The sequence below is a fragment of the Collinsella sp. OF02-10 genome, from assembly GCF_003463445.1.
Lineage (GTDB): Bacteria > Actinomycetota > Coriobacteriia > Coriobacteriales > Coriobacteriaceae > Collinsella.
On record NZ_QSCW01000008.1, the window covers coordinates 74,311 to 88,243 of the forward strand.

Here is a 13,933-nt window from a genome sequence, read left to right on the forward strand (position 1 = left end):
TTGCTGTCTCTCCTTTGGGTGGATCCGGTTGATACCTGGTTAGGCAAACATGACCTGGTCGAACGTATAGAAGCCGTGCTCGCGGGTGACGAGCTTCTGCGCGGCTGCCAGAGCGCCGTTGACGAAGATCTGACGGCTCGTGGCGCGATGCGTGAGCGTGACTTCCTCGTCTTGGCCAAAGAAACTCACTTCGTGTACGCCGGCGACCGTGCCGCCGCGCAGCGAGTGCATGCCGATCTCCTTGGGGTCGCGCGCGCCGCACATGCCCTCGCGGCCATAGACGGGCTGGTAGCCTGCCTCGGGCTCGGCCTCGACGACGGCGTCGAGTAGCAGCTTGGCGGTGCCGCTGGGAGCGTCGACCTTTTGGTTGTGGTGTGTCTCGACAATCTCGCAGTCAAAGCCGGGCAGCTCGCGTGTGGCCTGTGTCACCAGATGACGCAGGGCTGCGATGCCGATGGAGTAATTGCCGGAGTGCATGACGCGGGCGTTCTGACCCAGCTCGCGCAGGCGATCCATCTGCTCGGGTGTGTAGCCCGTGGTGCCCGAGACCAACGCCGCGCCCGTGCGCTCGACATAGGCGACGACAGCATCGAAGGTTGCAACGTTCGAGAAGTCGATGATCACGTCGGCCGCTGGGGCGCTCTCGAGCTCGGTCAGGTCAAAACCGATCTGGGCGACAATGTCGAAAACGGGCTGGCCGGCGGCGTCGACAATGCCCTCGGCGGTAGTGCGGATGAGCGAGCCCATGCGGCCCGTTCCCATAATGACGGTCTTAATCAAGCAGACCAGCTCCCTTCAAAGCATCGGTAAGTGCAGCGCGCGTGTCGTTGGCCATGGGGCACAGCGGCATACGGTAGTTTGCCTCGATCATACCCATCTGAGCGAGCGCCTCTTTGACGGGGATGGGGTTGACCTCACTAAAGAGGGCGTTGATGAGCGGCTGACCGGCAATCTGGATATCGCGGGCGCGCTCCACGTCGCCGTCCAGATAGGCGCGGCACATGTCGTGCACGAGCTGCGGCTGAACGTCGGCCCACACACTGATGGTGCCCGAGGCACCCAGGCTCATGAGCGGCACGGTGAGTGCGTCTTCGCCCGAGTACATGCGGAAGTCATCAGACAGCAGGTGGGCGATTTTGGCCGCGTAGGCGACGTTGCCCGAGGCCTCCTTGATACCCATGATATTGGGGTGCACGGCCAAGCGCTCCACGTTGCGCTCGCTGATGCCGCAGCCACAGCGGCCGGGGATGTTGTACAAGATGCAGGGGATGTCCACGGCATCGGCGACGGTCTTAAAGTGCTGGTAGATGCCCTCTTCGTTAGACTTGTTGTAGTAGGGGGTAATGAGCAGCAGGCCGTCGGCGCCCAGGCCCTGATAGGTGAGCGACTTGGTGAGCATGGTCTGCGTGGAGTTAGAGCCCGAGCCGGCAATAACGGGGACGCGGCCTGCAACCTGCTTGACCACCGCGGCGACAACGGAGTTGTCCTCGTCGTCGGTCATCGTGGCACTCTCTCCGGTGGTGCCCAGGGTGAGGATGGCGTCGGTGCCATTTTGCAGGTGGAAATCGATAAGGCGCTCGAGTGCTTCAAAGTCGACGCTGCCGTCCTTTTTAAACGGCGTGACAAGGGCGACGATTGAGCCCTCGAGATTGCGGATGTCCATGTTCTTCTCCTTCGCTTCCGCGATCTGGATGCGTTTGTTCCATTGGGCAGCGACTGCCAGGCGCTCGTCCTGGGCGCGACGGCGGGCGGCATCGGCGCGCGACTTAGCCAGTAGCTCTCGGCCGTACGACAGCACGTCGAGCGTGGCAAAGTAATCGCCCGGGCGCTCGGCGCGGCGGATGAGGTCGGCCGAGCCATCGGGGCGCAGCAGGACCTCGGCGGAGCGCAGGCGTCCGTTGTAGTTGTAGCCCATGGAGTAGCCATGCGCGCCGGTGTCGTGAATCACGAGCAGGTCGCCCATGTCGATATGCGGCAGCTCGCGATTGATGGCGAACTTGTCGTTGTTCTCGCACAGATTGCCCGTGATGCCGTACGTGTCCGTGACGGGCGCTGCGGTCTTGTCGGCGCCGCCCGGCTGGCCCATCACCGTAATGTGGTGGTAGGCGCCATACATGGCAGGGCGGATCAGGTCGACGGCGCTTGCGTCGACGCCGATATAGTCCTTGTAGATCTGCTTCTCGTGGATGGCCTTGGTGACCAGGCAGCCGTAGGGGCCCATCATGAAGCGGCCCATCTCGGTGCAGATGACCACGTCGCTCATGCCGGCGGGAACCAGGATCTCGTCGTAGGCAGCGTGTACCCCCTCGCCGATGGCGTGGATGTCGTTTGCCTGCTGCTCCGGCAGGTAGGGGATACCGACGCCGCCGGACAGATTGATGAAGGCGACGTGTGCACCGGTCTCGCGCTCCAGGCGTACGGCAAGCTCAAAGAGGATGCGCGCGAGCTTGGGGTAGTAGTCGTTGGTGACGGTGTTGCTGGCAAGGAATGCGTGGATGCCAAAGCGCTCGGCGCCCTTGGCCTTGAGCGTGCGGAAGGCTTCGAAGAGCTGCTCGGTGGTCATGCCATATTTGGAGTCGCCCGGGTTGTCCATGATGCCGTTGGAGAGCTGGAACAGGCCGCCCGGATTAAAGCGGCAGCTGACCGTCTTGGGAATGGGCCCCGCAACGCGCTCAAAGAACTCGATGTGGCTGATGTCGTCGAAGTTGACGATGGCGCCCAGCTTGTCAGCGAACTCAAAGTCGGCCGCCGGCGTGTCGTTGGACGAGAACATGATGTCATGCCCCGTGATGCCCAGCGAGCGGGCGATCATGAGCTCGGTATAGCTCGAGCAATCGCAGCCGCAGCCGTATTCGTTGAGAATGGAGATGAGCGCCGGGTTGGGGTTGGCCTTGACGGCAAAGTATTCCTTAAAGCCCGGGTTCCATGCAAAGGCGTCGCGCACTTCTTGCATGTTGCGGCGGATGCCTGCCTCGTCGTATAGATGAAACGGCGTGGGGAATTGCTCGACGATATGCTCGAGCGTCTCCTTGTCCACAAACGGCTGCTTGGCCGCATATGCCTCGTTGGGGGTCAATGCCATGTCCCGTAAACCTCGCTATCCAGACGGCGCCATCTGCGCATCGAATCCGCATAGCGTGGACCCAATGTCCGGATAGCGCTCCCGCATTGCTGCAGACAGTCCTGTGGGTGTTTCCTACAGGCCCACCAGGTTGTTCGTGCCCGAAAAACCCAGTTCGGCGGGTTTCGCCTCCCCACGGGGTCAAAGCCTGCCGGCTCGCCCGCGGTTCTTCGTGCCCGCGCCTCTATCAAGTGGTAAAGACCCTACCACGTTGCACTTTATCAAACAAGAGTATTCGTATATAACGTTTAAAAAATGCAAGGATATGCTGGAAATAAGGGTGTGGCAATCTTGCGGCACAATAGATGGCAACCGACGCGCACCCATGAAAGGAACCTCTATGACCGAGCTCCAAGAACTCCGCCGCTATCGGCGCGACTTGCACAGGATCCCGGAGCTCGACTTCGATCTTCCGCAGACGATCGCCTATATCGAGGGTGTGTTGGCGCCGCTCGCCTGCGAGGTGGCCCATCCGTGTCCCAGCTGCGTCTGCGCTTTCTTCGACGCTGGCGTTGGTGCCGCGCATGCCACGGCGATTCGCGCCGACATGGATGCGCTGCCCATTGTGGAGGCGACGGGCGCGGCTTTCGCCTCGTCTCATCCCGGCAAGATGCACGCTTGCGGGCACGATGGGCACATGGCCATGGCGCTTGTCGCAGCGACGTATGTCGACCGTGCGATTCGCGAGCGGCCGGGTGCCATTAAGCGTAACGTGCTCTTTGTGTTCCAGCCTGCCGAGGAGACGACCGGTGGTGCCAAGACAGTATGCGAGAGCGGTGTGTTCGAGCGCTATGGTGCCGACCGTATCTTTGGCTTTCACGTGTGGCCCGACCTTCCCGCCGGCACGCTGGCGAGCTGTCCCGGTCCGCTGCTGGCGCGTTCGAGCGAGACGCATGTGCACATTCACGGGATGAGCATCCATATCGCCAAGACCTATGGCGTACCGGTCGAGGAATCGCACGATGCGGCGCTGGCTGCTGCCAAGTTCTTGGTTGCCGAGCGCGAGCTGATGGACGAGCTGGGCGCCGATGAGCCCTGTATCGGTAAGTTTGGCCTGCTGCAGGCCGGCACCGTCTGCAACGCCGTGGCGGGGGAGGCCCACGTGGCCGGTAGCCTGCGCGTGTTTACGGACGACATGTTCGACCGCGCGCGAGAGGGCGTGCGCCGCGTGCTCGATGAGGCGTGCGCCGCTACGGGCTGCACGTATGATCTCGACTTTGCCGAGGGCTATCCACCGGTCGATAACGACCCTGAGTTGTTTGCCCGAATCGCGCCCGCTCTGCCCGAATTGCAGCTCGTGGATGAGCCGCTGCTAATCGCCGAGGATTTCGCGTTCTATCAGCGCCATCTGCCGGGCGTGTTCTTCTTGCTGGGCACGGGCGTGCCAGAGGACCAAGACAACCCGAGTGATTCGGATGGCTGCCCCGCCTATGCTACAAGCGCCCTGCATACCGATACCATGCTTTTTGACGAGGAAATCCTGCTCAAAGGCCTCGATGTCTACAAACGACTGCTTGTGATGGAGTGACGATGAGGCGACGTCGGCAATCAGCCGTATATAGTCCGGGTGGATGCGGGTGCGGTTTGCTGCTGCTTCCGGTCATCGCTGTGAGCATTGGCGTGATGTTTGCGCTTGCCGGGCTGGCCGCAGCGGCACTCGTGTTGCTGATTGTGGCCATCGGCGTGACGGTCTGGCTGTGCCGCTCTCGCGAGCAACGCCGTGCCGATGGTACAACCGATGTTGGATGGACCATCTTTTTAGTCGTCGCCTACCTATTGAGCATCAGCTATTTAGTTTTCTTTATCCTGTTGCTTGTGAGTACCTTTACCGGGGAATCCGTCACGTTGGGTTGATGCACTGCCAGCAGACGGTTGCGCAAAGTGCGTTTGCTCGGCGTTCGGATAACCGCATTGGCCGTTTACCGCAACTTTAGCTCTCAGCTAATGAATTCAAGTTTAATCCTTCCTACGATGTGCTGTGTGCCGGCACGGTAGCCGGATAGATGGAAGGATGCATGATGAAAAAGCTCGAAAACGAAGTGCTGCTGAGCCGTCGCGCTGCACTTGGCGCATTCGCCACTGTTGCCTTGGGGACTGCCAGTCTTCTTGCCGGTTGCGGTAGCGATAAGACGACCGTCACCGAGGACGCCGGCGACGCAGATAAGAAGGAGGAGTCGAAAAAGGAAGAGCAGCCTACGACCGACCTGGCCGTCGGCACGTCTGTTACCACGGCTGCCGGTCTTTCCGTTACTGTCGATTCCGTGCAGACCGGGCTTACCAATTTTGACGGTTCGACCATGACGGGCATTCACGTCACGTACGTCAACAATGGCGATGAGGGCGCGGATTACAATGTCTACGACTGGAAGGGCGAGGACGCCAACGGCGCCCAGCAGAACCAAGGCTATTACAGCGAAGGCTCTGACGAGCTGCAGTCTGGCACCCTTGCCGCCGGCGGCTCCGTTGCGGGCAATATTTACTTTGACGGCGACATCAAGAAGGCCCTGTATTTTGCCAACATGCTCGAAAAGACCGTGACTGCTAGCTGGGTGCTTGCTTAGTGTGTTGATGCCGTTGGGTCGTTTGGAGGTGAGGCCGCGTGCCCGATAAAAAGCTGACGGACGAGTTGCTCAACGAGCTTCTTGATGCGCCAAGTATCGATGGCTATATCAAGGAACACGACTTTGCCGCCCCGTCGCTTTCGGATTACTTAAAGCAGTTGCTGCAAGAGAAGGGGCTCGAGCGTTCGCGCGTGGTGCGTATGGCCGACCTCAACGAGACTTTTGGCTATCAGATCTTTACCGGTTCGCGCAATCCGAGCCGTAATAAGGTGCTGCAGATTGCCTTTGCGATGGCGTTGACGCTCAAGGAGACCAACCGCGCTCTGACAGCTGCCGGGGTAAGCGTCCTCAACTGCAAGGACCGTCGCGATGCAATCATTATCTTTTGCATCGACCGTGGCTGTAGCCTCCAAAAGGTCAATAAAGAGCTGTATCGCTTTGGCGAGGAAACGGTGAGTTAGTGGCCGATGGCTGAGCCGGCGGTGTCACCAGAACAACCATGCAAACGAACGGGGTGCGGACAGCATGAGGTGTCCGCACCCTGTGTTATGATGGACGCTATGGATACTCAGAGCCCAACATATTCCGATGATGAGCTGACTGCTTCACTCGTCGAGCATTTGGCGTCGCTCGACCGCGATGACAGCTATCGTGTGGAGCGCGTGCTCAAGCTCTCGGATGTCGAGACGACCGAACTCGTCTATTTTGAGGGCTCTGGTGGCGGGTCTCTTGGCCCCTTTGTCCGCAAGCGCATCGATGCTTCGGTGCAGATTGGCGGAGCTTATGAGCGCCTGTTTGCGGCCCAGCGCGCCGGTCGTCGTTTTGAGCACTTGCCACGAATCGTCGATTGCCGCCGTGTGGGCGACGAGCTTGACGTGGTGATGGAGTATGTCGAAGGCGAGACACTCGAGGCGTTGGTGGGGCGCTTGGGGGCGACGCCCGATTATGCCCGCGGGCTGTATCCCGTTCTGTGTGAAGCGGTGGGCGAGCTGCATGCTGGTTTTGCGGCTGCGGGGGAGCCGGGGGTACCGGTAATCCACCGCGACCTTAAACCCTCGAACATCATCGTATCGGGCGTGAGGTATGCGGCCGATGCTGGCATGACCTTCTCGTCGCTGGTGATTATCGATTTGGGGATTGCGCGGGTGTGGCGTGACGGGGCCGATGCCGACACAGTTAAGTTTGGAACGCGACCCTATGCGCCACCCGAGCAATATGGTTTTGGGCAGACGAGCGTGCGCAGCGATGTCTATGCGCTCGGCGCGCTTCTGTTCTTTTGTCTGACGGGGGCTGACCCTAAGCCGGGTCAGAATATGCGCGAGCAATGCGAGGCGCGTGGCATTCCCACTCCACTTGCCGATGCCGTCTGCATGTCGATGGCGCTCGACCCGGCCAAGCGTTTTGCGAGTGCGGAAGCGTTGGGACGGGCGACGCGCTCGGCATACGATCTGAGCCGCCCCGTGCGGCCTCCTACACCTGCGCCTGTCCGTACTCCGGCCTCGGAGACGGTGTTGACGCTCCAAGGGCTCCAGAACCCAGCAGGGCTTCCTAGGCCTGTCGCCTCCGCTGCATGCGGTCTGCTCTCTCGCGTTCCGGAGTCTCTGGGGCGCATTTGGAATGCGCTCGTCTGCTTCTCGCTACTTGTGTTCTTTGCCGGAAGTCACTTTGCCGTCTTTCACCCCACGGGAGCAAACCAAAGCTACCCGACGTGGCTTCTCATAATCGAGTATTTTTTCTTTGTCGATGGCCTTATGGTGCTTATGCATTTTGCGCTGCTCGATAAGCGCCGTCTTCGTCGGCGATTCGCACTGCTCGACAGCCATCGCGGCAAGAAACTCGCGAAACTCTGGCTCAAGGCATTGGGCGTGCTGCTCCTATGCATGATCGTCATAGTCGCGGTTGCCAATGCGACCGGCGTCGTCGATACTTCCGCTACCTAAAAGAAAAGGGCCCCATTGGGGCCCTTTGCAGTTGCACTTAGATGCGGTTCATCTGAGCGGCGACTTTGTTGTACCAGTCCTGCCACGTGGGCGGGCAGTACTTTTTGGCCGCAGCCGGGGTAAGGGTGGAGCCGTAGTTGGCGCCCAGATAGGCAACGTGAGCGGAGATGCCCTCGCTCCAGCTGCCAAAGCTGCGCCAACCGCCGCCACGTGCACTCCAGCCCCAGGCGTTGTAAGAATTGGCGCAATAAGCACCCTTGGTGCTCTCGATGCAGGCGATGGCGGGGGACCAACGGGGGTCGACACCGGTATTCCAAGCGGCGACGGCAAAGTTATAGCCCTGGCCTGCCATGGGGGAGCCGGCGAGATAATTGTCGATGCGGCTCGTCCACCCATTAATGAACGAATCGTAATCGGAGCTACCGGTATTGGCGTTGTTCACCATGGTGTCGATGGTGGTGTTGGTGTTGGTGGCCTGGCTGCTGGAATTGCTGCCGCTTACGCCCTCGCCCGAGATCTTCTCGGCGGCAGCGGCCTTATCGGCCTCAAGCTTGGCAAGCTCGGCGGCATTTTCCTGCTCGGCTTTTGCCTGCGCCTCGCTGCGGAGCTGCTGGGCCTGAGCCAACGCATCCTCGGCGTTTTTCTGCTCTGCCTCAAGCTGAGACTTGGCCTGCTGGAGCTCAGCCTTGTTCTGCTCGAGTTCGGTTTGCATGTTATTGAGCTGTTCGATCTCGTCGACGCTCGAGCTCGTGATCTGGTTGGTGTATTTGCAGGTCGTGATGAACTCACCCAGGCTCTGCGCGTTGACCAGGAAGCTCACGATGGGGTTGGTGCCCTTCTGATACTTGTACAGATCGCGCATGGCGGAGCTTGCCTTGGCCTGCTGCTCGGGAAGCTTAGCCTCGATTTCCTCGATGCTTGCCTCGTTGGAGTCAATCTGCTTTTGCAGGTCATCGAGTTTGGTGCGGGCGTCGTTGTAGGCGCTCGTGGCGGCTTCGATCTTCTGCTGGGCTGCGGAAAGCTGGTCCTGCGTTGCCTGCGAGGCGGCATACGCCGCAACGGGGGAGAGCATCGGCGTGGCCGTCAGCGCAACGGCGAGCGCGGCGCTCGTGATGATACGAGCCGGCTTCGACGCAATGAGCGCTGCGGTGCGATGATTCGAATGCTGCATCCAGTCCCTCTGCAATCAATCGTAGGTTATGGTTCGAACGGTATTCTACTACTGCTTTCGACCTCAACTTGAACCTTAAAGGTTCCAAAGGGTCAAGTTGAACTTGAGGCTTTGGCTTTGACCTGCAGTTATGATGAATTGTTGAGAAACCATAGAGTTCAACTTTAACGTTACGGGGGCCTGTTTAAGAGGAGTTTAGGGCTGTAAAAGCTATCTCAACAGGGGGTTTGCAGCTACAAGGCTTCATCGCGGTGAGTGCGGCCTTTATGCTGGACGATTACGTCGATTGCCATAGATACGGTGGAGCTTTGGGCGCCGGCGGCTTGGCACGCTAGAATAAATCAGTTGCGCAAAGACCGCCCCGTTGTGTGGGCAGTTCATGATAGGAAGTTTCCATGGCATTGCAGTTTACAGAGCGCGAGTTTATTCCCGTGCTGCTCGGTGGCGACATCAACGCCTATTCGGTGGCGCGCGCCTTCTATGAGGAGTACCAGGTCAAGAGTCTGGTCTTTGGCAAGTACCAGACGGGCCCCGCGTACCGCAGCCAGATTATCGACTACACGCCCAACGTGGATATCGATACCATGCCCGTGATGCTCAGGACCGTCAACGGCATCGCCCAAGCGCATGCCGATAAGACGATTGTCCTTGTGGGCTGTGGCGATAACTATGTTGCCCTCGTGGCTCAGGCCAAGGATGCCCATGAGTTGGCGGATAACATCGTCGCGCCTTACGCTCCCTATAGCATGCTTGAACAGTGTCAGAAGAAGGAGATCTTCTACGAGCTGTGCGAGAAGCATGGCGTGCCCTATCCGCATACCTTTACCTTCACCATGGCGATGCTGAACGCCCAAGGCGAGGCGCCTGCCGAAGTGCTCGACCAGATCGATTTTCCCTACCCGATGATTCTGAAGCCTTCTGACGGCATCATGTGGTGGCAGCACGAGTTCGAGGGCCAGAAAAAGGCCTATGAGATTGCCGACCGTGCCGAGCTGGAACAGGTCATTCGCGACTCGTATGCCAGCGGCTACACCGACGACCTGATCTTGCAGGATCGCGTGCCCGGCAATGACGAGTACATGCGCGTGCTCACCAGTTATTCCGACCGCAACGGCAAGGTGCGCATGATGTGCCTGGGTCACGTGCTGCTCGAGGAGCATCAGCCTCACGGTGTCGGCAACCACGCCTGTATCATCACCGAGCCCAATGACGAGCTCATGAGCGGCGTGCGCAAGTTGCTCGAGGACCTTCACTTTGTGGGCTATTCTAACTTTGACGTTAAGTACGACGAACGCGACGGCTCGTTTAAGTTCTTCGATTTCAACACGCGCCAAGGTCGCAGCAACTACTACGTTACCAACAGCGGCTTTAACGTTGCCAAGTATGTGGTGGACGAGTATGTGTTCAACCGCCCGTTTGAGCCGGAGTTTGTGACGGCGCAGGACGAGGCGCTGTGGATGGTCGTTCCCATGGGCGTCGTCGACAAGTACGTCAAGGATCCCGAGCTGCGCGCTAAGGTGCATCGCCTGGACAAGGAAGGCAAGGGCGCCGACCCTTCGTTTATGAAGGGCGACTTTGTCTTTAACCGCTGGCTGCGCATGTGGCACACCAAGCTGCGCCACTTTAAGCTGTTCAAGACGTATTACAAGTAGATGAGTGCGGCGCCCGTCCGGTTTACATCGGGCGGGCGCGGGTATGATACGCGCAATTGCGCAAGCGTCACCAAGGAGGCGGCGATGGAAAAGCTGGGGGTTATCGGCGGCATGGGCGCCGAGGCCACGTCGTATTACTACGACCAGGTGGTGCGCCATACGGCTGCTGCCTGCGATCAGGAACATATCGACATGGTGGTGCTCTCCAAGTCGACCATGCCCGACCGCACGCTTGCCATTAAGACCGGCGAGCATGCCAAGCTGCTGGCGACCATGAAAGAGTGTGCCCAGGCACTCGAGTCGCTGGGCTGTGCGCACATTGCCATTCCCTGCAACACGTCACACTACTTCTACGACCAGATCCAGTCGTTTACGAAGGTGCCGATTATCCACATGCCGCGTGAGTCGGTGCGCTATGCCCTTGCGGGTGCGGTGATGGGGGAGTGCGAGTTCGACCCCAACCTGAGTATGCCGGCCGAGCCAGTGCACAAGATTGGCATTATGGGCACCGACGGAACCGTGGGCGCGGGCGTCTACGGCTGCGAATGCGAGGCTGCGGGTGTTGAGGTTGTCTATCCCAGCGAGAAACGTCAGAACGATGTGATGTCGCTTATCTACGATGATGTGAAAGCCGGACGTGAGCCCGATATGGATAAGTTCGACCGCGTGATGTGGGAGTTCGCCCGTAGCGGCTGCGACCGTGTCATTCTGGCCTGCACCGAGCTATCGGTGCTGCAGAAGTATCGAGAGATGCCCGAGATCACCCTCGATGCTATGGATGTCCTGGTGCGCGAATCCATCATCCGCAGCGGCGTCCCCTACCGCCTCTAGCTTCCGACCCGTCAAAAAGGGACAGGTTAATTTTGGTAGGTTTTATCTGGTGAAACAAAAAAGGCCTCGGCTCGTTTGGTGCGAGCCGAGGCCTTTTGCGTTGGGCGGTTGCTGTCGGTGGCGAACTAGAACAGGAAGCCGATGGCGATGAGGGCGATGCTGACGATGAGTACGGCGATGTCCAGGCCCTTGATGGGGTAGCGCTTGTACGAGCTGGCGCGCGTGCGCAGATAGAAGCCGCGCTGTTCTGCCGCCAAGGCCGTGGCATCGGTCTTGCCCACGCTCGAGATGAGCAGCGGCACACACAGTGGCAGCATGAGCTTAAGCTTCTTGATAGGGTTCTTGGTGTCGTACTCGACGCCGCGCGCGGTCTGCGCTTCCATGATGGCGTTCATCTCCTGACCAAACACCGGCACAAAGCGCAGCGCCGTGGTAAAGGTGAAGGCATAGCGATACGGTACGTGCAGCACCTCGACGCAGGCGTTGGCAAGGTCGTTGAGCTTGGTCACCATGAGCATGAGGATGAGCGGTAACGCCACACCCAGCAGGCGCAGACAGGCCTTCGATCCTGTGATGAGGCCCGTGTCGGTGATAAAGCCCCACACAACGTTGCCATCGCGCATAAAGGCAAGCTGGAGCACCAGCATGATAAGCGCGAGCGGAATCAGCAACTTGAGCAGCGAGAACAGACGGTCGACGACGCCGGCATAGGCACCCAGCGCAAGGGTGAGCACCAAAAAGCCCAGCAGCGCCACGTAGGTGTCGGACAAGAAGATGCCGACGATGATGGCGGCGGCGAGGCCCAATTTGACGACGGGGTTCAGGCGATGCAGCAGCGTATCGCCTGGCATGTAGTCGATGACGTTAACCACGGCGGACCATCTCCTTGGTAATGCGAACGACATCGGTGACCTCGCTCACCTGTGCAAAAGCGGGCGAGACGGAAGATGCCAGACGGCGCGAGAGTTCAATAACCTGGGGCGGCTCAACATAGGCACGCTGCATGAGATCGATGTTCGAGAATAGCTCGTGCGTGCGGCCGCGGTCGAGGATGCTACCGTCGGCCATTACCACAATGCGCTCGGCAAAATCCGAGACGACTTCCATATCGTGGCAGACCATGATAACGGCGCAGCCGCGCTCGGCCATGGTGCGCACCGTTTCCATGACGGTCATGCACTCGCGGTAATCAAGGCCGCTCGTGGGCTCGTCGAGCACGACGATCTTGGGCTCAACCACTACGACGGAGGCAAGCGCCACCATTTGTCGCTGGCCGCGCGAAAGCGAGAAAGGTGCCTCATCGGCAGGCAGGCCAAAGCGGTCGATAACGAGTCGAGCGCGACGCAGAGCCTCGGCACGGTCGATGCCGGCAAGCTCCAGGCCAAAAGCGACCTCGTCGAGTACGGTATCCTTGCAGATCTGGCGGTCGGGGTTTTGGAAGAGGGTTGCGACTTCGCGGGCGATGCGGCTCGTGGGAACGGCCGCGGTATCCAGTCCCGTGACGCGCACGCTGCCCGAGGCGGGCTTGAGCAGGCCTGTGAGCAGCTTGGTGAGCGTGGTCTTGCCGGCACCGTTTTGGCCGACGATGCCCACGAGCTCGCCGGGATAGAGCGTCAGGCTAAGGTCGTGTACGGCGGCGCCGCCATTGGGATAGGCAAACTCAACATGGTCGAAGGTGAGTACGGGTTCGGCGTCCTTGGCATGAGGGCGCAACGACGGTGCGTGCGGTGAGCCGGCGGGCGCCTGGGCTTCGCTGGCCGCGTGTGCGGGGTCGACGATGCCCGAAATCAGGCGCTCGGCCTCATCGACATCCAAGCAAGGGGTACCGCTTACCAGGCCATCGGCCTCGAGGCTATTGAAGATACGCGTGACGCGAGGGCAGTCGACGCCGATGGCACGGAGCTCGTCGGTATGCGCGAAGACCTCGTGTGGTTCGCCCTGCAGCGCGATTTCGCCATGGTTGAGCACGAGCACGCGGTTGCAGTACTCCGAGAGCAGGGCGACCTTTTGCTCAACGACGACGATGGTGATTCCAAGTGTGCGGTTTGCCTCACGCAGCGTCTCGAAGACCAACGTGGAGCTGGCGGGGTCGAGTGCCGCGGTGGGCTCGTCGAGAACCAAGACGCGCGGACGCATGGCGAGGATGGCGGCGATGGCTACCTTTTGCTTCTGTCCGCCCGAGAGGGTGGCGATCTCGCGGTCGCGCAGGTCGCTGATGCCGACGGTCTCGAGCGTTTCGCTCACGCGCTGCTCGATCTGGTCGTGGGGAACGCCAAAGTTCTCGAGGCCAAAGAGCATCTCGTCCTCGACGACCGAGGCGACCATCTGCGTGTCGATATCCTGCAGCACGCTGCCGACGATTTGCGACACGTCGGTGAGCGAGGCTTCGCAGGTGTCGTGGCCGTCAACCATGACGGACCCAAAGAACGTGCCGGTGTAGTGGTGGGGCACGGCACCCGACAGGCAGGCGGCAAGCGTGGACTTGCCGGCGCCCGAGGGCCCGATGATGCCGATGAAATCTCCCTTGTTCACGCTGAGCGAGATGTGGCTGAGCGCCTGCTCGGTCTGCGTGCCATAGGAGAACGAGACATCGTCGACGTTGATGATCGTTTCCATGGATACCTTTCATAGTCATTGGGGACGTTCTTACATGACTA

At 60.0% G+C, this 13,933-nt stretch carries 12 protein-coding genes and 1 riboswitch; of the genes, 7 read left to right on the plus strand and 5 right to left on the minus strand.

Annotation, left to right across the window (positions count from 1 at the left end; translation table 11 throughout):
- Positions 1-39: 39 nt before the first annotated feature.
- Positions 40-780 carry a 4-hydroxy-tetrahydrodipicolinate reductase gene (gene dapB / locus DXA43_RS05560; RefSeq protein WP_199580533.1) on the minus strand — a complete coding sequence of 247 codons (741 nt, stop codon included), beginning with the start codon at positions 778-780 and terminating at the stop codon, positions 40-42.
- Positions 773-3,082, minus strand: a complete 2,310-nt coding sequence (dapA, locus tag DXA43_RS10450; protein ID WP_117806495.1) for a 4-hydroxy-tetrahydrodipicolinate synthase — start codon at positions 3,080-3,082, stop codon at positions 773-775. Before dapA ends, dapB begins: the two co-directional genes overlap by 8 nt.
- Before the next feature lie 65 nt (positions 3,083-3,147).
- Positions 3,148-3,316, minus strand: a riboswitch (Lysine riboswitch).
- Positions 3,317-3,461: 145 nt separating this feature from the next.
- On the opposite strand from dapA, the gene DXA43_RS05570 reads away from it, so the two are divergent.
- The 5 genes from DXA43_RS05570 to DXA43_RS05590 all read left to right on the plus strand — a co-directional run bounded on the left by DXA43_RS05570 (position 3,462) and on the right by DXA43_RS05590 (position 7,622).
- On the plus strand, positions 3,462-4,649 hold the full coding sequence (locus DXA43_RS05570; RefSeq protein WP_117806496.1) for an N-acetyldiaminopimelate deacetylase: 1,188 nt from the start codon (positions 3,462-3,464) through the stop codon (positions 4,647-4,649).
- 2 nt (positions 4,650-4,651) lie between these two features.
- Positions 4,652-4,975 carry a hypothetical protein gene (locus tag DXA43_RS05575; RefSeq protein WP_147344727.1) on the plus strand — a complete coding sequence of 108 codons (324 nt, stop codon included), beginning with the start codon at positions 4,652-4,654 and terminating at the stop codon, positions 4,973-4,975.
- Between the two features lie 164 nt (positions 4,976-5,139).
- Positions 5,140-5,682, plus strand: coding sequence for a DUF4352 domain-containing protein (locus DXA43_RS05580; RefSeq protein ID WP_158564943.1), 543 nt, complete (start codon positions 5,140-5,142; stop codon positions 5,680-5,682).
- Between the two features lie 38 nt (positions 5,683-5,720).
- Entirely contained in the window at positions 5,721-6,143 is a 423-nt protein-coding gene (locus DXA43_RS05585) for an XRE family transcriptional regulator (protein ID WP_117806499.1), read from the plus strand.
- Between the two features lie 99 nt (positions 6,144-6,242).
- Positions 6,243-7,622 carry a protein kinase gene (locus DXA43_RS05590; protein ID WP_117806500.1) on the plus strand — a complete coding sequence of 460 codons (1,380 nt, stop codon included), beginning with the start codon at positions 6,243-6,245 and terminating at the stop codon, positions 7,620-7,622.
- 37 nt (positions 7,623-7,659) lie between these two features.
- On the opposite strand, the gene DXA43_RS05595 is transcribed toward DXA43_RS05590, so the two are convergent.
- Complete coding sequence (locus tag DXA43_RS05595) at positions 7,660-8,793, minus strand: glucosaminidase domain-containing protein (protein ID WP_117806501.1); 1,134 nt, start codon at positions 8,791-8,793, stop codon at positions 7,660-7,662.
- A 395-nt stretch (positions 8,794-9,188) separates the two neighbouring features.
- On the opposite strand from DXA43_RS05595, the gene DXA43_RS05600 reads away from it, so the two are divergent.
- Positions 9,189-10,445 (plus strand): ATP-grasp domain-containing protein, encoded by a 1,257-nt coding sequence (locus DXA43_RS05600; protein ID WP_117806502.1) that lies wholly within the window; start codon positions 9,189-9,191, stop codon positions 10,443-10,445.
- Between the two features lie 84 nt (positions 10,446-10,529).
- On the plus strand, positions 10,530-11,276 hold the full coding sequence (locus DXA43_RS05605) for an aspartate/glutamate racemase family protein (RefSeq protein WP_233503157.1): 747 nt from the start codon (positions 10,530-10,532) through the stop codon (positions 11,274-11,276).
- Between the two features lie 125 nt (positions 11,277-11,401).
- Here the strand turns inward: DXA43_RS05605 and DXA43_RS05610 are convergent, their stop codons facing one another.
- Both DXA43_RS05610 and DXA43_RS05615 read right to left on the minus strand, forming a co-directional pair.
- The gene (locus tag DXA43_RS05610) at positions 11,402-12,148 is read right to left on the minus strand and encodes an energy-coupling factor transporter transmembrane protein EcfT (protein WP_117637498.1); all 747 of its coding nucleotides are present in this window, start codon (positions 12,146-12,148) and stop codon (positions 11,402-11,404) included.
- Complete coding sequence (locus DXA43_RS05615; RefSeq protein ID WP_117806503.1) at positions 12,141-13,892, minus strand: ABC transporter ATP-binding protein; 1,752 nt, start codon at positions 13,890-13,892, stop codon at positions 12,141-12,143. Before DXA43_RS05615 ends, DXA43_RS05610 begins: the two co-directional genes overlap by 8 nt.
- Positions 13,893-13,933: the final 41 nt, after the last annotated feature.

What these genes read in the sequence shown, in the direction of transcription:
- DXA43_RS05615 (WP_117806503.1), bottom strand. Translation starts at nt 13,892, where the DNA reads ATGGAAACGATCATCAACGTCGACGATGTCTCGTTCTCCTATGGCACG.
- DXA43_RS05570 (WP_117806496.1), top strand. Translation starts at nt 3,462, where the DNA reads ATGACCGAGCTCCAAGAACTCCGCCGCTATCGGCGCGACTTGCACAGG.
- dapA (WP_117806495.1), bottom strand. Translation starts at nt 3,082, where the DNA reads ATGGCATTGACCCCCAACGAGGCATATGCGGCCAAGCAGCCGTTTGTG.
- DXA43_RS05600 (WP_117806502.1), top strand. Translation starts at nt 9,189, where the DNA reads ATGGCATTGCAGTTTACAGAGCGCGAGTTTATTCCCGTGCTGCTCGGT.
- DXA43_RS05580 (WP_158564943.1), top strand. Translation starts at nt 5,140, where the DNA reads ATGAAAAAGCTCGAAAACGAAGTGCTGCTGAGCCGTCGCGCTGCACTT.
- DXA43_RS05605 (WP_233503157.1), top strand. Translation starts at nt 10,530, where the DNA reads ATGGAAAAGCTGGGGGTTATCGGCGGCATGGGCGCCGAGGCCACGTCG.
- DXA43_RS05595 (WP_117806501.1), bottom strand. Translation starts at nt 8,793, where the DNA reads ATGCAGCATTCGAATCATCGCACCGCAGCGCTCATTGCGTCGAAGCCG.
- DXA43_RS05575 (WP_147344727.1), top strand. Translation starts at nt 4,652, where the DNA reads ATGAGGCGACGTCGGCAATCAGCCGTATATAGTCCGGGTGGATGCGGG.
- DXA43_RS05590 (WP_117806500.1), top strand. Translation starts at nt 6,243, where the DNA reads ATGGATACTCAGAGCCCAACATATTCCGATGATGAGCTGACTGCTTCA.